We start from the raw sequence: 23433 nt of genomic DNA on the forward strand, positions 1-23433 counted from the left end.
AAAAACTAAATTTATGAGTGCTTCAAATGATAATCAAGAAGTTGTAAAAAAAGTTTTCACTGCTTTTTTAGAAGAAAACAAGCATAGAAAAACTCCCGAAAGGTACGCTATACTTCAAGAAATTTATGATGTTGAAGAACATTTTGATATAGAGTCTTTATATATTAAAATGAAAAATAAGAACTACCGTGTTAGTAGGGCTACCTTGTATAATACTATTGATTTATTACTCGATTGTGGATTAGTGCGTAAGCATCAATTTGATGGGCAATCTATGGCACGATATGAGAAAAGTTATTTTGATAAACAACACGATCATGTAATTTTAACGGATACTGGAGAAGTAAAAGAATTTTGTGATCCAAGAATTCAAATTATCAAAAAAACGATTGAAGAAGTTTTTGATATTGATATCCATAATCATTCACTTTATTTTTACGGAACAAAAAAGAAAAACACAACTAAAACAACATAAACACAACAAACTAAATGGCTGTAGATTTATTACTCGGACTACAATGGGGAGATGAAGGAAAAGGTAAAATTGTAGATGTACTTACAACAAATTATGACATTATTGCTCGTTTTCAAGGAGGTCCAAATGCAGGACATACCTTAATTTTTGATGGACACAAGCATGTTTTACATACAATTCCTTCAGGTATTTTTCATAAAACAGCAATGAATGTTGTTGGTAATGGAGTTGTTATCGATCCTGTTATTTTTCAAAAAGAATTAGAAAATTTAGATAAGTATGATATCGATTATACTACTAAATTATTAATTTCAAGAAAAGCACATTTAATTTTACCAACACATAGATTATTAGATGCAGCATCAGAAACATCTAAAGGAAAAGCAAAAATTGGTTCTACATTAAAAGGTATTGGTCCAACTTATATGGACAAAACCGGTAGAAACGGAATGCGTGTTGGAGATTTAGAATTAGACAACTGGAAGGAGAAATATGATGCATTAACTAAGAAACACTTAGGAATGTTAGATTATTTTAATGTTCAGATTGATTATGATTTAGAAGAATTAGAAGCCGAATTTTGTAAAGGAATAGATAAACTAAGAACATTACAATTTATAGATTCAGAAGAATACCTTAACAATGCCATGAAAACTGGTAAAACTATTTTAGCAGAAGGCGCGCAAGGTTCTTTATTAGATATCGATTTTGGAACCTATCCATTTGTAACTTCATCAAACACAACTGCTGCTGGTGCTTGTACTGGTTTAGGAGTTGCTCCAAATAGAATTGGTGATGTATTTGGTATTTTTAAAGCATACACAACTAGAGTTGGATCTGGCCCTTTTCCAACTGAGTTATTTGATACTGATGGTGAAACCATGGCACGTGTTGGTCATGAATTTGGTGCAACAACAGGTAGACCAAGACGTTGTGGTTGGTTAGATTTAGTTGCTTTAAAATATGCTGTTGATGTAAACGGTGTAACACAATTAATGATGATGAAAGGTGATGTACTTTCAGGTTTCGACACCTTAAAAGTGTGTACTTCATATAATTATAAAGGAAAAGAAATTTCACATCTACCTTATAACATAGAACCAGAAAACGTTTCTGTTAATTATTCAGAATTCAAAGGATGGGAAGAAGATTTAACAAAAATGACTTCTGCGGATCAATTACCTCAAAATTTGTTAGACTATATTTCTTTTATAGAAAAAGAAACTGGCGTACCAATTAAGATTGTTTCTGTTGGACCCGATAGAAAACAAACCATACTAAGATAAGTTTATCTTAAGTTTAAGAACTTTGGCATATTCTTTTCATTATTTTTGTAAACATCAAAAAACAAAAACAGTTTTGAAAAGAATATGCTTTTTTAGTTTACTAATTCTCTCCTACTTAGCAAATGCACAAGCTAAAAAAGTGACTATAGAAAAGTCTGACTATTCTTATGTTGATGAAGAAAAGTTTCCTGGCGCTACCGTATTTATTGGTGATGTAATTATGCATCATGATGGAGCAAAACTCACCTGTAAAAAAGCATTGTATTATCAAGAAAGGAATTTTTTTAAAGCCTTTGGTGATGTAGTCATTAATCAAGGAGATACTATTAAACAAACAAGTGATTATTCGGATTATGATGCCAACACAAAACAAGCATTGTCTTGGGGAAATGTTGTATTAACAGATCCTAGCATGGTTTTAAAAACGGATACCTTGCATTTTGATAGAATAAATCAAAAGTTATATTACAAACATTACGCAACTATAAAAGACGAAACTAATGTTCTAAAAAGTAAATATGGAAATTACTATTTAGAAAATAAAAAATTTACCGCCACCACAAGAGTTACTGTTGATAATCCAGAGCACAATGTAGTATCTAATCACCTAGATTATTATACACAATATGGTACAGCCTATTTATACGGGCCATCAACTATTACAAACTCACAAAACGAAAATAAAATTTATTGTGAGCGTGGATTCTATAATACCAAAACAGATATCTCTCATTTTGTAAAAAATGCTAAGCTATTTTTAAAAGAAAGAACTATTGAAGGAGATAGTTTGTATTATGATAAAAATAAAGGATTTGCTTCTGCAACAAAGAATATTAAGGTAATAGACACTGTACAAAACTCAATAGCAAAAGGTCATTATGCTGAATTATTCGACTTTAAAGATTCACTATTTATTACAAAACGAGCTGTTGCAATTTCTGTTTTTGAAAAAGATTCTAGCTATACGCATGGTGATACCCTTTTGGTTACTGGAAAAGCAAAAAATAGAATATTAAGAGCATTTCATAATGTAAAAATATTCAAATCAGACTTACAAGGAAAATGCGATTCATTACATACTAATGAAGCAATCGGGTTAACAAAAATGTATAGAAATCCAGTTTTATGGTCAGAAAAAAGTCAGATTACTGGAGATACCATTCATTTATTAAATAATTCTGTAACTAATAAGCTAGACTCATTAAAAGTGCTAAATAATTCGTTAATCGTTCAAAAAGATTCTTTAGGGAAAGATGATTATAATCAGATTAAAGGCAGAAATATGTTTGGTAAATTTGAAAAAAACAAACTAAGAATACTTTTGGTAAAAGGAAATGCAGAATCTGTTTATTACAATAGAGATGATAGTGGCACCTTAGAAACCATAACAAAAGAAATTTCAAGTAATATTGAATTTACCTTAGTAGATAATGAAATTGAGCAAATAAAATATATCACTAGTCCAGATGGAACATCATTTCCTCCCGATAAAGTTACGGATGATGTTGTAAAATTAAAAGGATTTATTTGGCGTGATGATGAAAGACCTAAAGTAATGGAAGATATTTTTATTAAAGATCTATCTGGTAAACCATTACCAAAAGTCAAAAAAGGTACAGCTAAAATTAAAGAAAAACCAACTACTAAACTTGATAGTATAAATACTAAAAGGAAAGTATTTTTAATGGATAAACTAAAAGATCAGTAAATATGAAAACTGATTTTTATAAATATCAAGCACAAACTTCACCACACCCTTTAGCATTAGAAATATCGCATGCAAAAGGAAATTATATTTATGATACCTCTGGAAATGAATATTTAGACTTTGTTGCTGGCGTTTCTGCAAATAGTTTAGGTCATAATCACCCAAAAGTATCAGAAGCTATTAAAAATCAACTGGATAAATACACACATGTTATGGTGTATGGTGAGTTTATTCAGAAACCACAATTAGAACTTTGTAAAGCATTAGCAGAAAATTCTCCAGATAATCTAAACGCAGTTTATATAACTAATTCTGGAACAGAAGCGACAGAAGGCGCATTAAAATTAGCAAAACGTTTTACCAATCGACATGAAATAATTGCAGCAAAAAACGGGTATCATGGTAATACTCAAGGTGCCATGAGTGTTTGTGGAGCTGAAAAACAAAATGCAGCTTTTCGCCCATTAATCCCAGGAACAAAATTTATTGAATTTAATAATCAAATTGATATTGACAAAATAACAACAAAAACTGCAGCTGTTATTTTAGAAACAATTCAAGGGGGTGCAGGTTTTATTGATCCTAAAAACGATTATTTAAATGAAATACAACAACGTTGCAATCAAGTTGGAGCCTTATTTATTTTAGATGAAATCCAAACTGGGATAGGCAGGACTGGAAAGTTTTGGGGGTTCGAAAATTATAATGTAGTTCCAGATATTATTATTACTGGGAAAGGTTTGGGTGGTGGAATGCCAATTGGTGCTTTTATTTCTTCTACAGAAATAATGGAGACCTTAAAAGATAATCCAAAATTGGGGCATATTACTACATTTGGAGGTCATCCAGTAATTGCATCAGCAGGATTAGCGACTTTAAATGAAATTACAAAGTCTAACTTAATTTCTAACACATTAAATAAAGAACAACTTATTCGAAATTTATTAGTTCATCCTTTGATAAAAGAAATTAGAGGAAAAGGATTAATGCTTGCTTTACTTGTTAAAAGTTCTGAGATAGCTTCAAAAATTATTCTACAATGCTTGGAAGAAGGATTATTATTATTCTGGTTATTATTTGAAGGGAAAGCTATCCGAATTACACCACCATTAACTATTTCTGAAGAAGAAATAAAAAAAGGTTGTGCAATTTTATTAAGAGTTTTATCAAATCTAGAAAAGTAAAACATTTACTTCTTATTTAGAAATATAAATTAATATTCTAAAAATCAATTATTTACATATTGATTATAAAATCACCTATTTAACATTTCATAAATTCTCTTAAAAATAGTTAAAACCAGTTAAAAGACGTTAAGCGTTTGTTAAACTCATCATTTTAGTGAAACATTTTATTTTTTCGGTAGTCTTATCTGTATAAATTAAATCTAAAATCTCACTTATTATGAAAAAATTTAAATTAATTATTGCTATCATAGCAATTAGTATGTCAACTACATTTTCTGCATCTGCAAACGATAATGACAAAAGAAAATCAAAAAAAGTTGTTAAAACTGAATTAAGAACTCAAATCATTAATCTATTAGGTACTAAAATGCCTTTTCAAATAGATAAAAATGTTTCTGCTAAAATTTCTTTTTTATTAAATAATAGTAATGAAGTTGTTATCATCTCTGTAGATTCTAATAATGAAACTGTTAACTCTTTTGTAAAAAGCAAGTTAAATTATCAAACTGTAAAAGTTGAAGGAATTAAAAAAGGAGAAATTTATAAAGTCCCTCTAAAAGTTAAACAATCTTAGTAAAACAACTGGTTGGTTAGTTGGTGCCCAATAATAACTTAGGTTATGTTGGGCATTTTTTATGCAAAAAAAACCTCAGAACAATTCTGAGGTTTTAAATATTAATTTTGTGCTTTTTTTAAATTTAAGCGTTTTGCTTCTTAATTAAATTTAATGCAGAACCTTCATTATACCATTCTATTTGTCCTTCATTATATGTATGATTTGCAAGAACTGTATCTTTAGAACCATCTGCATGAACAACTTCTAATGTTAAAGGTTTACCAGCAGAAAATTCATTTAAATCAACAAAGTTAAAAGTATCATCTTCTTGAATTAAATCATAATCAGCTTCATTAGCAAATGTTAAACCTAACATTCCTTGTTTTTTAAGGTTTGTTTCATGAATTCTAGCAAAAGATTTTACTAAAACAGCTGCAACACCTAAATGACGTGGCTCCATCGCTGCATGTTCTCTAGAAGAACCTTCACCATAATTATGATCTCCAACAACTATTGTTTTTATTCCAGCCGCTTTATAAGCTCTTGCTGTTTTTGGTACTGCATCATATTCTCCATCTAACTGGCTTTTTACAAAGTTCGTTTTCATATTATATGCATTTACTGCACCAATTAAACAGTTGTTAGAAATATTATCTAAATGTCCACGGTAACGTAACCAAGGCCCAGCCATAGAAATATGGTCTGTAGTACATTTACCATGTGCTTTTATTAATAACTTAACACCCGATAAATCATTTCCTAACGGTGTAAAAGGAGTTAATAATTCTAGTCTTTCAGAATCTTTATTTACTTTTATTTCAACACTACTTCCATCCTCTTCTGGTGCTAAATAACCATCATCTTTTACTTCAAAACCTTTTGGAGGTAATTCCCATCCAGTTGGCTCATCTAATTTAACTTCTTGACCGTCTTTATTAATTAAAGTATCGGTAATTGGATTAAAATCTAAACGACCAGCTATTGTAATTGCTGCTACCATTTCTGGTGATGCAACAAATGCGTGTGTATTTGGATTCCCATCTGCACGTTTAGCAAAATTTCTGTTAAACGAGTGAATGATAGAGTTTTTAGGTGCATTTTTAGGATCTTCATAACGTGCCCACTGACCGATACATGGTCCACAAGCATTTGTAAAAATCTTAGCATCTAAGTTTTCAAAAACTTCTAAAATACCATCTCTATCTGCTGTATAACGTACTTTTTCTGATCCTGGATTAATACCAAAATCTGCTTTTGTACTTAATCCTTTATCAATAGCTTGTTGTGCAATTGAAGCTGCTCTAGACAAATCTTCATAAGAAGAGTTTGTACAAGAACCGATTAATCCCCATTCTACTTTTAAAGGCCAATCTTTTTCGTTTGCTATAGCTGTCATATCTGAACCAGCTTTAGTAGATAAATCTGGAGTAAATGGACCATTTAATAATGGTGATAATTCTGATAAATCAATTTCTATTACTTGATCAAAATATTGTTCTGGATTTGCATATACTTCAGCATCACCAGTTAAATACTCTTTTACTTCATTTGCAGCATCTGCAACATCATCTCTATCTGTAGCACGTAAATAACGTTCCATAGATTCATCATATCCAAAAGTAGAAGTGGTTGCTCCTATTTCTGCTCCCATATTACAAATTGTACCTTTTCCTGTACAAGACATTGCTTTTGCTCCATCACCAAAATATTCTACAATCGCTCCTGTTCCTCCTTTTGCAGAAACAATACCTGCAACTTTTAAAATAACATCTTTAGGCGCAGTCCAACCAGAAAGTTTTCCTGTTAATTTAACACCAATTAGTTTTGGAAATTTTAATTCCCAAGCCATTCCTGCCATTACATCTACTGCATCTGCTCCACCAACACCAATAGCAACCATACCTAATCCACCAGCATTTACTGTGTGAGAATCGGTACCAATCATCATTCCTCCAGGAAATGCATAATTTTCTAATACTACTTGATGAATAATTCCTGCTCCTGGTTTCCAAAAACCTAAACCGTATTTATTAGATACTGATTCTAAGAAATTAAAAACTTCATTACTTGTATTTAAAGCAGACTGTAAATCAGTACTTGCTCCGTTTTTAGCTTGAATTAAATGATCACAATGTGTAGTTGTAGGTACAGCAACTTTACTTTTTCCAGCTTGCATAAACTGTAATAATGCCATTTGAGCAGTTGCATCTTGTAAAGCAATTCTATCTGGAGCAAAATCTACATAATCTTTCCCTCTAACAAATGCTTTATTTGATTTACTATCCCATAAGTGAGAATATAAAATTTTCTCTGCTAATGTTAATGGTTTCCCTGTAATGTTACGCGCGGCATCTACTCGTTCTACAACGTTTGCGTAAACTTCTTTAATCATATTAATATCAAAAGCCATATGTATCTATTTTTTTATGAATTTTAGTGGTGCAAAATTACTATTTTTCTCTTTAATATTAAAAAATAATCAATCAAACCCTTTAATTATTGAATTATTTTCTGTAAAATAAAAAATAAATAATCATTTAATAATTATTTAAGTTAAAATACAACATATTTTATCAGAATGATAATAGTGATTTAAATAAAATAGAAAAAAGCAGACTAATAAGCCGAATTCTGTTCCTTTAAAAAGGTTCTTATCATTTATCTAGTTCTAAAATTACTCTTAGAATCCATCTGCCTACCCTTTAGAATCGAGCGAGTCGCCCTCAAGTTCTAATATACATGGCATTGCACCGCATAGAGTTTACCTGGTTTCACTACAGCCTAACTGTACATTCTTTCTGTTGCACTGGTCCTCAACTTACGTTGGACGGATGTTATCCGCTATGCTACTCTTTGGTGTCCGGACTTTCCTACTTTTACAAGTCGATAAGATAAGTCTGCTTTATATTATATGTACTAATACAATCTTTATTTAAAAACAAACCCACTCAATAAATTGAGTGGGAAAAATTGCTATGAAAAAGAAAAAGTGTTATTAACATAAGTTAACAACACCACAAATATAGAGTATATTTTTAATAAAACAAGACTCTTGTATATTTTTTTTCTTTTTTTTTAAGAAAACATATCTTTTACCTTTTCAAAGAACGATTTATCAGAGTTTTTAGGGTCTGGCGTAAAGTTCTCGTCTTCTTTCATTTCTTCAAAAAATCGTTTTTGATCTTTAGTTAACTCCTGTGGAGTCCAAACATTTATGTGAATTAAGAAATCTCCTGTTCCGTAATGTTCTATACTTGGAAGTCCTTTTCCTTTCAATCTTAAAATTTTTCCAGACTGCGTTCCACCGTCAACTTTAATTTTAACTTTTCCAGTTACGGTTTCAATTTCTTTGCTAATTCCTAAGACAGCTTCTGAGAAATTAATGTATAAATCAAAATGAACATTAGTTCCTTCTCTTTTTAATTTTTCATGTGGAATTTCTTCAATCAATACTAATAAGTCACCTGAAATAGAATTTTTACCTGGAGCATCATTCCCCTTTCCTCCTACTTTTAATTGTACTCCTTCTGTTACACCAGCTGGAATATTAATTGGTACTGTTTCTTCTTTTACAACTAATCCTTGAGCATCCGAACCGTTTGGTTTTGAACTTATAGATTCTCCTGCACCTTGACAAGTTCCACAGGTTGTTGCTGTTTGCATTCTACCTAATATAGTATTGGTAACACGCATTTGTTGCCCAGAACCATTACAAGTACTACAGGTTTTATATTTAACGCCATCGGCTTGCACCTTTCTACGAACCTTTACTTTCTTTTCTACTCCTTTGGCAATTTCTTCTAACGTAAGTTTAACACGAATACGCATATTAGAGCCTTTTACTCTCGCTTGACGTTGACCGCCACCGCCGCCAAATCCACCGAATCCACCACCAAATCCACCTCCAAAAATATCTCCAAACTGACTGAATATATCATCCATATTCATTCCGCCACCACCAAATCCACCACCTTGTGGACCATCAAAAGCTGCATGACCGTATTGATCATAACGTGCTTTTTTATTGTCATCACTTAAAATCTCATAAGCTTCTGCTGCTAATTTGAATTTTTCTTCAGCGGATGAGTCATCTGGATTTTTATCTGGATGATATTTTATTGCCATTTTACGGTATCCTTTCTTTATTTCTGCTTGAGATGCAGATTTAGAAACTCCTAATACTTCGTAATAATCTTGTTTTGCCATGCTTATTCAATTATCAATTAACAGTAATCAATGATTAGTGGTAATTGTAGATTGTTAATTGTAATTTATATTATTGTCCGATAACCACTTTTGGATAACGAATTACTTTTTCTCCTAGCTTATAACCTTTTTCCACACAATCAATTACTTTTCCTTTCAATTTCTTTGTTGGTGCTGGGATTTGTGTAATTGCTTCGTGAATTTCTGCATCAAAAACATCTCCTTTTTTAACTTCTAATCTAGTTAAACCTTTAGCTTCTAATGTAGAATAAAACTTTTGATATATTAATAAGACTCCTTTACGTAACTCTTCAGCCTCTTTGTCTTCTTCTATATGTAATAAAGCACGTTCAAAATCGTCAACAATTGGCAGTAATGATGTCATTAATTCCTGACTTGCCGTTTTAAATAATTCGATACGCTCTCTAGAAGTACGTTTTTTGTAGTTTTCGAACTCTGCAAACAAACGTAAATACTTATCTTTTTCTGCCTGAATTAATTCTTCTGCTGTTGGTTCTTCTACAACCTCTTCTTCCTTTTCTTCCTGATTCTCTTCTACTTGCGAGTTTTCAATCGCATCTTCTAATTCGTCTTCTTTTGTATATTGATCTTTACTCATTTTCTATTTAATCATTAAATTGTATACAATTTATTAGCAAGAATATTGCCAATAAAAAAATCGTGTCAAGTTGACACGATTTTATATATATTTTGATTTTATTAATCGTTTATACGTTCAATCCTAGCTCCAATAGATTTTAAACGAGCTTCAATATTTTCGTATCCTCTATCAATTTGCTCAATATTATTAATGATAGATGTTCCTTTTGCAGACAATGCAGCTATCAATAAAGAAATACCTGCTCTAATATCTGGCGAGGTCATTTTTGTTGCTTTTAATTGCGATTGATGATTATGACCAATAACCGTAGCTCTATGTGGATCACATAAAATAACTTTAGCACCCATATCAATCAATTTATCTACAAAGAATAAACGACTTTCAAACATTTTTTGATGTATCAAAACTGTCCCTTTTGCTTGTGTAGCAATTACCAAAACAATACTTAATAAATCTGGTGTAAATCCAGGCCAAGGTGCATCTGCAACTGTTAATACAGATCCATCTATATAATTTTGTATTTCGTATGATTCTTGTGCTGGAATGTAAATATCGTCGCCTCTTTTTTCTAAGGTAATTCCTAATTTTCTAAATACATTAGGGATTTGTCCTAAGTTTTCCCAGCTTACATCTTTTATGGTCAATTCAGATTGGGTCATTACTGCAACCCCAATCCAAGAACCAATTTCTATCATATCTGGTAATACTCTGTGAGTACATCCTCCTAAAGAAGTTACACCTTCTATGATTAATAAATTAGAACCAACACCTGAGATTTTTGCACCCATGGAATTCAACATTTTAGATAATTGTTGAATATAAGGTTCACAAGCTGCGTTATAAATTGTAGTTGTTCCTTTGGCAAAAACAGCTGCCATAATAATATTTGCTGTTCCTGTTACTGAGGCTTCATCTAACAACATTTCCACACCAGTTAAACCATCTTCTGCTTCTACACCGTAAAAATATTCTTCCTTATTATAACGGAATTTAGCACCCAATCGAATAAATCCTTCAAAATGCGTATCTAACCTTCTTCTTCCTATTTTATCACCTCCTGGTCTAGGAATATATCCTTTTCCAAAACGTGCTAATAAAGGGCCAACAATCATTATAGAACCTCTTAAAGAACTTCCATCTCTTTTAAATTCGGCAGATTCTAAGTATTCTAGATTTATTTCATCAGCTTGAAAAGTATAAGAATTTGAACTTAACTTCTCTACTTTTACACCTAGTTCTCCTAAAATAAAAATAAGCTTGTTAACATCTATAATATCTGGAACATTATTTACTGTTACTTTTTCTGGAGTTAAAAGCACTGCACAAAGAATTTGCAATACTTCGTTTTTAGCTCCTTGAGGCGTAATTGTTCCATTTAACTTATAACCTCCTTCAATTTTAAATGATGCCATTTACTTTTTACGATATTTATGGTTTGTTTTTCCTTTATGGTGTGTTTTACCTTTTTGTCCTTGACTACTACGTTTTCTAAGCAAGTGTTTACTTTCTGTTAAAGCTTCTTCGGTTTCTGTTAGATCTATCTTATTATCAGAAAGCACTAATAAATGCTTAAAAATCACAGCATCATCAACGGTATCTTTATTCCAATTTAAGTAGCATTTTTTCATATGATTTGCAATCGCAAAAATTAATGCTTCTTTTTTATCTCCTTCTTCCCAACTTAAAGCTACATCTATCATGGTTTGAATATTATTTCCATAATAACGATATCTAGAGGCAGATTTTGGATAGGCTAAAGATTCTGGTTTTTCTTGTAATTCTTCTTTAGACGGAATTTCATAAGGTGCATCTGCATCCAATTTGAAATCTGACATAATAAACAATTGATCCCACAATTTGTGCTTAAAATCTGGCACATCACGTAAATGTGGTTGCAAATTACCCATAACATCTATAATAGCTTTTGCCATGGTATTTCGCTCTTCTTTTGTTTCTAAAGCCACACAATGATTTACCAATTTTTGAATATGTCTTCCATATTCTGGAATTATCATTAAAGTCCTTTCTGAATTGTATTCTAAGTCAAATGTCATTTTATATTTTTTGAAGTGTTCTCGATACATTTTCTTTTCTTTCCTATCAAAAGAAAACACTCGAACTGACAATATATTTGTAGTTATTTTAAGAATGCAAAATAATTAATAATTATGAATTATGAATTACTTATTAAATAAAATTTTAAATTGATTACCCAATCACTTTTAGCTTGGCAAATTGCAATAACAATTTCTTTTTACCAACCGTACCAAACTTAATTTCTGCTTTTTTATTTGGTCCATTTCCTTCTAATGCAATTACTTCTCCAGTACCAAATCTATTGTGCTCAACAATATTACCAACCACTATTTTACCATCAAACAAATTAGTTTTTGAAGTATCTCTAGGTATCTTTTTCAAGTTTTTTGGAATATTGATTTCTTTCTTTTTCTGTATTTCTCGCTCTTGCTTTTTTCTTTGAATAGGTTTTTGAAAACGAATTCCTTTCGGCGCATCATCAAACAAACCAGCATCTATAAACCTATTTACTCTTGGTTCTGGCGCTTTTGGAGTGATGTATTCTAAATATCGATCATCTATTTCTTCTAAAAATCGACTAGGTTCTCCATCGGTTAATTTCCCCCAACGATATCTAGTTTGGGCATAACTTAAATAGGCTACTTTTTCCGCCCTGGTTAAGGCTACGTAAAACAATCTTCGTTCTTCTTCAAGTTCAGAACGTGTATTCATACTCATGGCTGAAGGAAATAAGTTTTCTTCCAACCCGACAATATAAACATATTGATATTCTAATCCTTTAGATTGATGAATACTCATTAATGAGATTCTAGGAGCATCATCTTTATTTTCTGAATCAAAATCTGTAGCTAAAGCAACATCTTCTAAAAAAGAAGTTAATGAGGCATCTTCTCCTTGTTCAATTTTATCGGTAATAAAATCTTTAATTCCGTTTAATAATTCCTGAACATTTTCAACTTTACTTACTCCTTCTGGCGTACCGTCTTTTTGTAAATCCTTAACTAATTGAGTTTGTTTCACAACAACTTCAGCAATTTCAAATGCATTTAATTTCTGAGCATCAATCTGAAAACGCTGCATCATATTTACAAAATTCTGCAACTTTGTTTTTGTTCCTGTGTTAATTTTTATATCAATCTTATCGATATATTTAATGATTTCAAAAATTGATTTTTTATAATGATTAGCAGCAATGGTAAGCTTATCAATAGTTGTAGCTCCAATACCTCGTGCAGGATAATTAATAATTCTTTTTAAGGCTTCTTCATCATTTGGATTGATTAATATACGTAAATAAGACAGTAAATCTTTAATTTCTTTACGCTGATAAAAAGATATGCCACCATAAATTTTATACTTAATATCTTTCTTACGCAAGGCATCTTCCATGGCTCTAGATTGCGCATTTGTTCTATAGAGAATTGCAAAAGAATCAGCCGTTAATTGATGATTCATCATGTTTTCCCAAATAGACTGCGCAACATACCTACCTTCTTCTCCATCGGAAATAGTTCGCATTACTTTAATGCTTTCTCCAGCATCATTTTGTGTCCAAACTTCTTTATCTAATTTGGTTTTATTTTTTTCAATAACACTGTTTGCTGCATTAACAATATTGCTAGTTGATCGATAATTCTGTTCTAACTTAAAGGTTTTAACATCTGGATAATCCTTCTGAAAGTTTAATATATTTTGAATATTTGCTCCTCTAAAACTATAAATACTCTGACTATCATCTCCAACAACACAAATGTTTTGAAAACGATCTGCTAACGCTCTTACTATAATATATTGTGAATGGTTGGTATCTTGATACTCATCAACCATAATAAATCTAAATCTATCTTGGTATTTTGCCAACACTTCAGGAAAACGTGCTAACAACTCATTGGTTCTCAGCAATAAATCGTCAAAATCCATAGCTCCAGATTTAAAGCATCGATCTACATATTCTTTATAAATATCGCCAACTCTTGGCCTACTTGCGTGTAAATCTGCTTCTTGTAGATCAGAATTATTAAAATATGCTCTTACTGTAATTAAACTATTTTTAAAGGAAGAAATCCTATTTAAAATCTGTTTTGCTTTATAACGATCTTTATCAAGACTCATTTCTTTAATGATAGCCGTTATCAATCGAACAGAATCTTGGGTATCATATATTGTAAAGTTTGAAGGATAGCCTAATTTATCTGCTTCTGATCTTAAAATTCTTGCAAAAACTGAATGGAAAGTTCCCATCCATAAATTCTTAGCCTCACTTACCCCAACAACACCAGCAATACGCTCTTTCATTTCACGTGCTGCTTTATTGGTAAATGTTAATGATAAAATATTAAACGCGTCTATACCTTCTTGCATTAAATGAGCAATTCTATAGGTTAACACTCTTGTTTTACCAGAACCAGCACCTGCGATGATAATCATAGGGCCTTCTTTTTGTAAAACAGCGTCTTTTTGTGCTGGATTTAAGGAAGTTAAATAGTTTGCCAACTTTTCTTTATTAAAGTGGAAATTTAGGGATTATACTACGGATATCTTAAAGAGGTTATTAGTTTTTATTCACAAGTTTATTTTTCTATCTTTAGCCTCAATCAAATACATTATACATGAAAAATTTTACACTTTTTTTGTTATTTCTGATGACCTTCTCTTTGAATGCACAAGATTTAACTAAGGATATTAATGCTATAGAAAATAAAGTAATTGAATGGAGACGTGATTTTCATCAAAATCCTGAATTATCTAATAGAGAATTTAATACTGCAAAAAAGATTGCTAAACATTTAAAATCTTTAGGTATAGAAGCACAAGAAAACATTGCAAAAACTGGTGTTGTTGGAGTTTTAAAAGGAAATAAACCTGGTAAAGTTGTTGCTTTACGTGCAGATATTGATGCCTTACCTGTTATAGAACGAAATGATTTACCGTTTAAATCTACTGTAAAATCTAACTTTCTAGGTAAAGATGTTGGTGTAATGCATGCTTGTGGTCACGATACACATACCGCAATATTAATGGGTGTTGCAGAAGTTTTATCAAAAAATAAAAAACACATAAAAGGGACTGTTAAATTTATTTTTCAACCAGCAGAAGAAGGAGCTCCCGAAGGTGAAGAAGGCGGTGCTGAATTAATGGTAAAAGAAGGTGTTTTAAAAAATCCAGATGTAGATGCAATTTTTGGATTGCACATTTCTTCAGGCTTAGAAGTTAATAAAATCAGTTATAAACCAGGTGGTATTATGGCGGCATCTCAAAGTTTTAAGGTAAAAGTTAATGGTAAACAATCTCACGGTTCTAGACCTTGGGGAGGTATTGATCCAATTATGATTTCTGCAAAAATTATCGATGGACTTCAGACAATTATCAGTAGAGAAATGGAACTTACTAATGAGGCTGCTGTTATTACTATTGGAAAAATAGATTCTGGTGTTCGTAGTAATATTATTCCAGAAAGTGCAGAAATGATTGGTACTATTAGAACCTTAGATTATGATATGCAAAAGAAAATTAATAAGCGAATGAAAGAAATGGTGCCTGCTATTGCTAAAGCATACAGAGCAACTGCTACGATAGAAATAGAAAGAGGATATCCGATTACATATAATCATATAGATTTAACGGCAAAAATGTTACCTACTTTACAAAATACTGCTGGTAAAGAAAATGTATATAAGATTAAAGCTATTACAGGTGCAGAAGATTTTTCTTTCTTTCAGAAGGAAGTACCTGGTTTGTACTTTTTCTTAGGCGGAAAAACTGCTGGAAACACAAATCCTTATCCGCATCATACTCCTGACTTTTTTATTGATGAAAGCGGTATGTTATTAGGAGTAAAAACAATGACACAATTAGCATTAGATTATTTAAATAATTAATAATATACATGGAAGATAAACTTATTGAAGGTTTAGCCTATGCCCTACCTGCTTTAGTAACTGGTGGTGTAGCATATTTTATTTTTAGTGGTTTTCTTAAACAAAGCGAGAATGATAAAAAGTTTGCTGCTTTAGTTGAAAAAAAGAAAGAAAGTTTGCCTATAAAATTACAAGCGTACGAACGAATGCTACTTTTTTGTGAACGTTTAAATCCTGCTAAATTATTAGTTAGAGTGAAGCCAATAAGCACAGAAGCAAATGATTACCTTCAACTTCTTCTAGCTAATATAGAACAAGAATTTGAACATAATATGGTGCAACAAATTTACATTTCTGATACTAGCTGGACAACAATCATTGCTGCTAAGGCTGCCATCATTAATAAATTAAAAAACGTTTCTGAAAACTCAAAGAATGCACAAGAATTAAGAGAAAATGTATTAATAGAATATTCCAATACAGTACCTCCAACAGAAACTGCTGTTGAATTTATAAAAAGTGAAGTGAAAAAATTATTATAATAAATCGTTTAACTAACTATTTATTTAGGTGTTTTTAAATATTCTTTTATAAAAGAAACGTTATTTCTAGAAACTGGTACTTTAATATCTAAATTTTTAATATTAACGTAAGATTTAGCTTCCTTTCTAAAAATTGATTCTACTTTCAGTAAATTAATTAAATATGATTTATGACAGCGATATATAAATTTATTATTTATTGAGCTTTCAAGAGTTTTTAAAGAATTTCTAATAGTAAACTTTAATATTGTATTCTCAATTTTTTTTAAATAAAAAACATCAATATAATGTTCTTGAGAATAGGCATACAAAAACCTTTCTGACTTTATTTTTAAAACTTCTCTTTTATTTTTCCCTACAAAAATGAGTTCTTCTCCTACATCATTTATTTCATCACCAACTAATTTAGAAACATCTTTATAACTATAAATTAGATCAATTAAAATATGAAAAACACTAGTTAATGTATAAATGAAAATAAAATAAACAAATGTTATTAAAAATGTAAATGCAAAACGTATTGGTTTAAATAAACCCGTTTCTTCTATAGGTTCTCCAGTAAATGGGTTATATGAAGTTCTGTTACCTGTGTAAAAATATAAAATTGCCTGAAAAGCATATACTAAGAAAAAACAAATCAAAAAAGTACCTATAAAACTTACTCTTAAAAAATGAGCACCCTTTTTTTTATTATTAAAAATAATTGGCAAACTATAAGACAATAAACCTATAACAGTATAAGCTAAAATGTAAATATAATTTTTTACACCAGTTAAATTTGAGTAAATAATTGTTGGTTTAAAGAAAAGAAAAATAAAAAGGAGACAAGAAGCTAAAAAGAAACTATTTCTGACTATTTTTTTCTTAAGGCCTGCTGGTTTTAAAAATTCTGATACTATATTATAAAACTCAAAGCCTTTTTTCATGTAAAAAAATGTACTTAATGTAAATTTCTATAAATTTAATGAAAATTTAAGCAATAGAAGAAAAAATAATTATGTGTATATAATTATGTTATATATTTATATAAAAATATGTCCCCCAATTTAGTTTACACATATTTTATTTTAGATTTTGAACTAAAAAAGACTGCTTTTAAAGCAGTCTTTTTTAGTTACAGGTTTAAACTCATAAATCAGAGGAAATAATATTATTGCTAATTTATGATGTCTGTATTTTTTTAGCTGATATTTAAATATTAATTCTTTCTAAGTATCAAAATTTAAGTCTTAGTCCAAATTTAAAATTTCTTCCTCGTGTAGAATACCCTATAATATCATCATAATCTTCATTTAAAAGATTAGTTATTCCTCCAAAGAAAGTTACAGTTCCTTCTAATAAGGTATAATTTGCATTTATATCTAACAAATTATAGCTTGGTAATATTACATCTGTTCCTGCTGTACCAAAACTACCCCATCTATCAAATAAAGTTCGTTCACCTACATTTCTAAAACCAACATTTAAAAATAAGTTTTCATACGCATTTATATCTGTAGATACTACAATTTTATGCCTCGGAATATAATCATCAAAATCATCTGTAAGATCTTTATCTGTATAGGTATAACCAATATTTACATCAATAAATTTTGCAGGTGCAATCTTTGCATTTACTTCAATTCCGTTAGCATTAGAAGAACCATTACCATATTTAAAAGTTGTATTATCATAGATAATTGCGTCTTTTTCTTTTCTATTAAAGTAAACAACGTCTAGGTTAACTATATCTTTAATATTTCCTTCAAACCCGATTTCAAAAGTTTCATTAGACTCTGGTTTTAAATCAGCATTACCACTAAAACCGTCATATAATTGATATAAACTTGGAGCAATAAATGCAGTACTATACGATGCTAATGCTTTTATAGAACCGTCCTCGCTTTTAATTACATTATAAGCTGCGTTTGCATCATACACAAAATGATTTCCATAGGCACTATGCATATTATATCTACCACCTGCATTTAAACTCAAACCATTATCAGCAATATAAACTAATGATACATAAGGATCAATTGTGTTAAAATTAGCCGTTTTTGGATCAATTTTCCCAAAAGGAGTTATTGTATTATTATCATGTTTTTGATAATTTACACCTGTAATTAACTGTAAATTAAAATCATTCAAATCAATTTTATTAACTACATCTAAGTTTAAACTTCTACCATTAAATTGATATTCATCAGTTGCTTTAGAAAACGAGTTATACTGCTCTAAGTTTCTTTTTACTTGATTGATACTAGCCAACACATAAGCTTGTCCGTTTTTATACTTAAAACTTGGTTTCACACCTACTCTAAACTGACTTTGGTTACCATTATTGATATCTGAATCATTAAATGCGCCTGCATCAAAATCATAATTAAATTTGTCGAAATTATAGAATGAAGTCAATGCAACTTTCTTTGAAAATTGATATCCTACTTTTAACAATCCATTTCTACTGTAATATTTATCAGCATCAAAATTTGCAGCCGTTTTAGACTTAGCAGCAGACATTCCATCAATTCCGCTTACATTAAGTGACGTTAAGAAATTAAAATTCCCTAAAGTTCCATTAACACTTGCATTTTGATTCATATCCTGAAAACCTGCATTATTAACTGTTGCCGTATTATTTGTACCTAAACTTACTTCATACGTACCTGTAATTTCTTTTTTCGTAGCTTTTTTTAGAATGATGTTAATCACACCTGTTGCGGCACCAGAACCATATAACGTAGATGAAGCTCCTTTTAAAACTTCAATTTTTTCAATTTGATTTAATGATAATAATCGTAAATCATATTCTTGATTTATTCCTGATGGATCAGAAACTGGTACACCATCTATTAACACTAAAACCTGCCTAGCTCTTCCTCCTCTTACATAAGTGCTTCTTGGTTCTGAAGGATTTGTATTTACACCTCTTACATCAATTCCTGGTAAATTGTTTAATAAATCGATAACGGTTTTACCTGCATTATTACTGATTTCTTTTTGAGAAATTTGGTAAATAACTTTACCTGTGTGTTCTTTTTTTAAGGCAAATTTTGTTGCCGTTACAACAACTTCACCAAGTTTTTCTACTTTCTCTTTCTCCTTTAAGTCTTGAGAAAATAAATTTGAATTGACAAAACTACATGCCAATACACTTACAATTAATAATTGTTTTTTCATTCTAAAATTGATTTACATTAAATCAGGTAAATTTTTGTACAATACAAATAGTGTACGCTAACTTTTATCCCGAAAGTTTATTTCGTTTTTTGATTTTTGGCAGGTCTCCTGACTTATTATTATGTTACTCTGCCTTCCCATTATTACTAACTAAATAATAATTAACAGTGGCATAAGTTTAAGTAACATCCTCATACAAGGAACTGAAACAAATTCAGTTTAAACTTACAGTTGCGGGAACAGTTCTGGATTTTAACCAGATTCCCTTTTAATTTGATGTAAATAACCTTACATCAAAACCAAAATCGCTGCAAATTTAGTTTAATAATTGAAATGACAAAACTATTTTGTAATCTTGTTCCTTAATTATTTTATTGATGTATAAATCAGTTTTTACTTCTATTTTTTGCTTCTTTTTTCTTTTACAATTCACAGCTTGTAAAGAAATAAAAAAAGAAACTAACTATAATTCAAAAATTAAATCATTACTTAACATAAATTACGCTAAAGGTTTTGATTTTAAGAAAGATACACTTTTTATAAAAACTCCATATAAAAATTCAAATGAAGATTTCATTTATAGAATTCAATATAAAAAAGATGATGGAAATTTAAGTGATAAAAACACAACTACTCTTCTTGTTCCTATAGAAAAAATGGTAGCAACTTCTACTACGCACCTTCCTATGATCGAATTATTAAACGAGGAAAATTCGTTAATCGGATTTCCACATACTAAATATGTTTCCTCAGAAAAAACAAGAGCATTAATTGATAGTGGAAAAATTACAGAGTTAGGGAAAGAATCATCTTTAAATACAGAAGTTCTTTTAGATTTAAATCCAGAATTAGTTGTTGGTTATTCTGTAAATTCAATTAATAAAGTATTTCAAACTATAGAAAAAGCTGGTATCCCTGTAATTCAAAATGGCGATTGGCTTGAAGAAACACCATTAGGAAGAGCAGAATGGATTAAGTTTTTTGGCGTTTTATTTGATAAATCTAAAGAAGCAGACAGTATATTCAAATCAATAGAGAAAAGTTATCTAGAAGCAAAAGAAATAGCGTTAAAAGCAAAAAATAAACCAACTGTACTTTCAGGAGCCATCATGAGTAAGGATATTTGGAATTTACCTGCTGGTGAAAGTTTCGTTGCTACATTTTTAAATGACGCAAACCTAAACTACTTATGGAAAGACACTAAAGGAAAAGGAAGTTTATCCTTAAGTTATGAAAGTGTTTTAGAAAAAGCGCAAGATGCCGATTTTTGGATTGCCCCAGGATATTTTAGTTCAAAAGAACAAATGTTAGCTAGTAATAAGCAGTATAAAAACTTTAAATCATTTAAAGAAGATAATATTTACACGCCTTCTACAAAAAAAGGAAAAACTGGAGGAGTTATTTATTACGAGTTAGCGTCTACTAGACCCGATTTAGTTTTAAAAGATATTATTAAAATTACAAACCCAGAATTACTTCCAACCTATACGTTAACTTTCTTTGAAAAAATGGAATAAAAAAAACCCTAGTGAATACTAGAGTTTAATTTTTGGGATAACTAGATAACAAATTGTTTGTTATTTATATTGTGATAGTATGTTGATCTTTATTAACAATGTAAAATTACTACATACTTGCTTTATAGAAGAAAAATAACGGGTAGTTTTTGGGTAGTTTAGGGGTGGTTTTTGGGTGGCAGAAGGGTGATTTATTGACTTTTAAGCTTTTTGCACTTATTTATTTACAAAAGCGATAGCTTCTTTTCTGTTTTTTATATTTAAAGCTTCATATATATTTTTAATATGATACTTTACTGTATTAACAGAAATATTTAATTCATCTGCAATTTCTTTATTCTTCTTCCCTTTATTTATAAATTCTAAAATCTCTTTTTCTCTTACACTTAATTTATTATCATTAATAACTTCATTAGAAATTTCATTGCTAGACTCAACAATTAATGTTTCTATATCAAACCTCATTTGTTTATTTTGCTCATGCAATATTTTCATTCTATAAACAAGAGCAAACGAAAATAATAGCATTTCGAAAAAACCTGCAACTTTAATAATATCACTAGAAAAATTTAGAACAGAAAATCCAAAAAGTCTAGCTACATAATAATCTAATCCAAATATTACCATAAAGAAATAGGCAATCACAAATATTCTTATAAATAAATCTTTTTTAAATAATGTAACTGCAAGAAACCAAAAGAATGTTAAGAAAACAACTGTAGCTGTCTCTACCAAAGCAAAATAGATAAAATTACCCGTAGAAAAATAAAGTATAAATAAAAAGACAAAAACAGCACCAAAAAATAGTATTAAATACCTAATTTTAGGATAATAGTTTTCTAACCCTAAATATTTGGTTGCAAAAGTTACTCCGAATATGGTTCCAATAGTATGAATGAATAATATGATAAAATCCATAATGTCTTGAGAAACATTAAAAAGAATTAATAGACCATCGCTAAAACTTAGAGAACAGGACACACAGAAGACAAACAATCCGTAAAACAAAAACGTTTTATCCTTAAAACTTAAAGAATATATAATGTTTACTAGCACAATAAAAAGAGCAAAGCCATAATATAAACCTATAATAAGTAAGTTTACTTTCTCTTTGAATTTATATCCTTTTGCTGAAAAAACCTCTACTGGAATAAAGGCTTCTTTTTCAAGTTTTAACTTAATTAGTAATTTTTCATTTTTTTTTACTTTAAAAGTAACAAATCGTTCATGACTCTCTCTATTTAAAATAGCGCCATTATGATAAGCTTCAGCATTAAAAATATGAGAACTTTTAAATTGAATTATATTTTCATCTTCAGAAAAATCAGTAATTTTAAACCAATACACACCTCCATCTAAACCTTTATTGATAATTTTATCATAAGGAATAAAATCATAATTGTCTACATCTTTAAAAGACAACTCACCTTCTTTATCTTGATAGTAACTAATATCTGCTTGAGAAAAACATATAGCAGCTTTCAAGAAAAAAAATATAAAAAAGACGTTTTTAAACATAAAACGGTTAAAAGATTCGCAATTAATTGCTGGGACAGAATAATAAGACTGTAATTTATAATATAATTTACAAAGTTGCAAATTTAAAAGCCGAAGTTGCATGAATTGTAGTTGTATCAAATACTGGAATAGAAATATCTTCTTGTTTTATTAATAACGGAATTTCTGTACAACCTAAGATAATACCCGTTGCTCCATTTTCTATTTGCTTATTAATTATAGCAACATAGCTCTCTTTAGAAGACGCTTTTATAATTCCTTTAGAAAGTTCATCATAAATAACACGATGAATTTCATCTCTATCATTTTTGGCTGGAATTATCGTATCTATACCAAAAGAAGATAATACATTTTTATAGAAATCTTTTTCCATGGTGTATTTTGTACCTAACAGAGCAACTTTTTTTATTTTTTGATTCATTATTGTTTTTGAGGTAGCTTCTGCGATATGAATTACAGGAATAGAAACCGATTTTCTAATCGCATCTATACATAAATGCATTGTATTCGCACAAATTACAATACAACTTGCACCTCCTTTTTCTAAATTTACGCCAGCAGTTGCCATGATATCATCCAACAAATCCCAACGATTTTCTTTCTGATATTTTGAAATTATACCAAAATCAACTGAATTAATTAAAACTTTAGCAGAATGTATACCTCCATATTCTTTTGATGCTAAATCATTTAACACTCTATAATACATGATTGTAGATTCTGGAGTTATTCCGCCAATTAAACCAATTGTTTTCATCTA

Annotated in this window: 18 protein-coding genes, 1 other RNA gene and 1 riboswitch; of the genes, 8 read left to right on the forward strand and 11 right to left on the reverse strand. The window is 29.9% G+C overall.

The window, feature by feature from the left end; genetic code table 11:
• The first annotated feature begins 13 nt into the window (after positions 1–13).
• From OD91_RS01475 to OD91_RS01495, 5 genes are all read left to right on the forward strand, one after another.
• Positions 14–475 (forward strand): Fur family transcriptional regulator, encoded by a 462-nt coding sequence (locus OD91_RS01475; RefSeq protein ID WP_144894634.1) that lies wholly within the window; start codon positions 14–16, stop codon positions 473–475.
• A gap of 14 nt (positions 476–489) precedes the next feature.
• Positions 490–1761, forward strand: coding sequence for an adenylosuccinate synthase (locus OD91_RS01480; protein ID WP_144894635.1), 1272 nt, complete (start codon positions 490–492; stop codon positions 1759–1761).
• Between the two features lie 73 nt (positions 1762–1834).
• Positions 1835–3469: an OstA-like protein gene (locus OD91_RS01485; protein ID WP_144894636.1), complete on the forward strand. Its 1635-nt coding sequence runs from the start codon at positions 1835–1837 to the stop codon at positions 3467–3469.
• A gap of 2 nt (positions 3470–3471) precedes the next feature.
• A complete protein-coding gene (locus OD91_RS01490; RefSeq protein ID WP_144894637.1) occupies positions 3472–4653 on the forward strand; it encodes an aspartate aminotransferase family protein in 1182 nt (393 codons plus the stop codon).
• Positions 4654–4873: 220 nt separating this feature from the next.
• Entirely contained in the window at positions 4874–5230 is a 357-nt protein-coding gene (locus tag OD91_RS01495) for a hypothetical protein (RefSeq protein WP_144894638.1), read from the forward strand.
• A gap of 124 nt (positions 5231–5354) precedes the next feature.
• On the opposite strand, the gene OD91_RS01500 is transcribed toward OD91_RS01495, so the two are convergent.
• The 7 genes from OD91_RS01500 to OD91_RS01530 form a co-directional block, all read right to left on the reverse strand.
• Positions 5355–7622: an aconitate hydratase gene (locus OD91_RS01500; RefSeq protein ID WP_144894639.1), complete on the reverse strand. Its 2268-nt coding sequence runs from the start codon at positions 7620–7622 to the stop codon at positions 5355–5357.
• 194 nt (positions 7623–7816) lie between these two features.
• An RNA gene (rnpB, locus tag OD91_RS01505) (RNase P RNA component class A) lies at positions 7817–8116 on the reverse strand.
• A 171-nt stretch (positions 8117–8287) separates the two neighbouring features.
• Positions 8288–9418, reverse strand: a complete 1131-nt coding sequence (dnaJ, locus tag OD91_RS01510) for a molecular chaperone DnaJ (protein ID WP_144894640.1) — start codon at positions 9416–9418, stop codon at positions 8288–8290.
• Between the two features lie 70 nt (positions 9419–9488).
• Complete coding sequence (locus OD91_RS01515; protein WP_144894641.1) at positions 9489–10037, reverse strand: nucleotide exchange factor GrpE; 549 nt, start codon at positions 10035–10037, stop codon at positions 9489–9491.
• Between the two features lie 101 nt (positions 10038–10138).
• Positions 10139–11452, reverse strand: coding sequence for a UDP-N-acetylglucosamine 1-carboxyvinyltransferase (gene murA / locus OD91_RS01520; protein ID WP_144894642.1), 1314 nt, complete (start codon positions 11450–11452; stop codon positions 10139–10141).
• The gene (locus OD91_RS01525) at positions 11453–12094 is read right to left on the reverse strand and encodes a DUF4290 domain-containing protein (RefSeq protein ID WP_144894643.1); all 642 of its coding nucleotides are present in this window, start codon (positions 12092–12094) and stop codon (positions 11453–11455) included.
• A gap of 154 nt (positions 12095–12248) precedes the next feature.
• Entirely contained in the window at positions 12249–14570 is a 2322-nt protein-coding gene (locus OD91_RS01530; RefSeq protein ID WP_144894644.1) for an ATP-dependent helicase, read from the reverse strand.
• 116 nt (positions 14571–14686) lie between these two features.
• Between OD91_RS01530 and OD91_RS01535 the strand changes: the two genes are divergently transcribed.
• Both OD91_RS01535 and OD91_RS01540 read left to right on the forward strand, forming a co-directional pair.
• Positions 14687–15955: an amidohydrolase gene (locus tag OD91_RS01535; RefSeq protein ID WP_144894645.1), complete on the forward strand. Its 1269-nt coding sequence runs from the start codon at positions 14687–14689 to the stop codon at positions 15953–15955.
• A gap of 8 nt (positions 15956–15963) precedes the next feature.
• Complete coding sequence (locus tag OD91_RS01540; protein ID WP_144894646.1) at positions 15964–16476, forward strand: hypothetical protein; 513 nt, start codon at positions 15964–15966, stop codon at positions 16474–16476.
• A 20-nt stretch (positions 16477–16496) separates the two neighbouring features.
• Here OD91_RS01540 and OD91_RS01545 read toward each other — a convergent pair whose 3' ends face one another.
• Together OD91_RS01545 and OD91_RS01550 are read right to left on the reverse strand one after the other, a co-directional pair.
• A complete protein-coding gene (locus OD91_RS01545; protein ID WP_144894647.1) occupies positions 16497–17402 on the reverse strand; it encodes a LytTR family DNA-binding domain-containing protein in 906 nt (301 codons plus the stop codon).
• 289 nt (positions 17403–17691) lie between these two features.
• Positions 17692–19638, reverse strand: a complete 1947-nt coding sequence (locus OD91_RS01550) for a TonB-dependent siderophore receptor (protein WP_144894648.1) — start codon at positions 19636–19638, stop codon at positions 17692–17694.
• A gap of 80 nt (positions 19639–19718) precedes the next feature.
• A riboswitch (cobalamin riboswitch) is annotated at positions 19719–19957 on the reverse strand.
• Positions 19958–20015: 58 nt separating this feature from the next.
• On the opposite strand from OD91_RS01550, the gene OD91_RS01555 reads away from it, so the two are divergent.
• Positions 20016–21155, forward strand: a complete 1140-nt coding sequence (locus OD91_RS01555; protein ID WP_144894649.1) for an ABC transporter substrate-binding protein — start codon at positions 20016–20018, stop codon at positions 21153–21155.
• A 216-nt stretch (positions 21156–21371) separates the two neighbouring features.
• Here OD91_RS01555 and OD91_RS01560 read toward each other — a convergent pair whose 3' ends face one another.
• Both OD91_RS01560 and OD91_RS01565 read right to left on the reverse strand, forming a co-directional pair.
• Positions 21372–22640: a LuxR C-terminal-related transcriptional regulator gene (locus OD91_RS01560; RefSeq protein WP_186434371.1), complete on the reverse strand. Its 1269-nt coding sequence runs from the start codon at positions 22638–22640 to the stop codon at positions 21372–21374.
• 100 nt (positions 22641–22740) lie between these two features.
• Positions 22741–23430 (reverse strand): aspartate/glutamate racemase family protein, encoded by a 690-nt coding sequence (locus OD91_RS01565; protein ID WP_144894651.1) that lies wholly within the window; start codon positions 23428–23430, stop codon positions 22741–22743.
• Positions 23431–23433: the final 3 nt, after the last annotated feature.

Source organism: Lutibacter sp. Hel_I_33_5 (assembly GCF_007827455.1).
Taxonomy (GTDB): Bacteria; Bacteroidota; Bacteroidia; order Flavobacteriales; family Flavobacteriaceae; genus Polaribacter.

Excerpts from the sequence above, each read along its gene's own strand:
- OD91_RS01480 (WP_144894635.1), top strand. The coding sequence starts at position 490 with ATGGCTGTAGATTTATTACTCGGACTACAATGGGGAGATGAAGGAAAA.
- OD91_RS01525 (WP_144894643.1), bottom strand. The coding sequence starts at position 12,094 with ATGACATTTGACTTAGAATACAATTCAGAAAGGACTTTAATGATAATT.
- OD91_RS01495 (WP_144894638.1), top strand. The coding sequence starts at position 4,874 with ATGAAAAAATTTAAATTAATTATTGCTATCATAGCAATTAGTATGTCA.
- OD91_RS01545 (WP_144894647.1), bottom strand. The coding sequence starts at position 17,402 with ATGAAAAAAGGCTTTGAGTTTTATAATATAGTATCAGAATTTTTAAAA.
- OD91_RS01550 (WP_144894648.1), bottom strand. The coding sequence starts at position 19,638 with ATGAAAAAACAATTATTAATTGTAAGTGTATTGGCATGTAGTTTTGTC.
- dnaJ (WP_144894640.1), bottom strand. The coding sequence starts at position 9,418 with ATGGCAAAACAAGATTATTACGAAGTATTAGGAGTTTCTAAATCTGCA.
- OD91_RS01555 (WP_144894649.1), top strand. The coding sequence starts at position 20,016 with ATGTATAAATCAGTTTTTACTTCTATTTTTTGCTTCTTTTTTCTTTTA.
- OD91_RS01515 (WP_144894641.1), bottom strand. The coding sequence starts at position 10,037 with ATGAGTAAAGATCAATATACAAAAGAAGACGAATTAGAAGATGCGATT.
- OD91_RS01475 (WP_144894634.1), top strand. The coding sequence starts at position 14 with ATGAGTGCTTCAAATGATAATCAAGAAGTTGTAAAAAAAGTTTTCACT.
- murA (WP_144894642.1), bottom strand. The coding sequence starts at position 11,452 with ATGGCATCATTTAAAATTGAAGGAGGTTATAAGTTAAATGGAACAATT.
- OD91_RS01535 (WP_144894645.1), top strand. The coding sequence starts at position 14,687 with ATGAAAAATTTTACACTTTTTTTGTTATTTCTGATGACCTTCTCTTTG.
- OD91_RS01500 (WP_144894639.1), bottom strand. The coding sequence starts at position 7,622 with ATGGCTTTTGATATTAATATGATTAAAGAAGTTTACGCAAACGTTGTA.
- OD91_RS01540 (WP_144894646.1), top strand. The coding sequence starts at position 15,964 with ATGGAAGATAAACTTATTGAAGGTTTAGCCTATGCCCTACCTGCTTTA.
- OD91_RS01565 (WP_144894651.1), bottom strand. The coding sequence starts at position 23,430 with ATGAAAACAATTGGTTTAATTGGCGGAATAACTCCAGAATCTACAATC.
- OD91_RS01490 (WP_144894637.1), top strand. The coding sequence starts at position 3,472 with ATGAAAACTGATTTTTATAAATATCAAGCACAAACTTCACCACACCCT.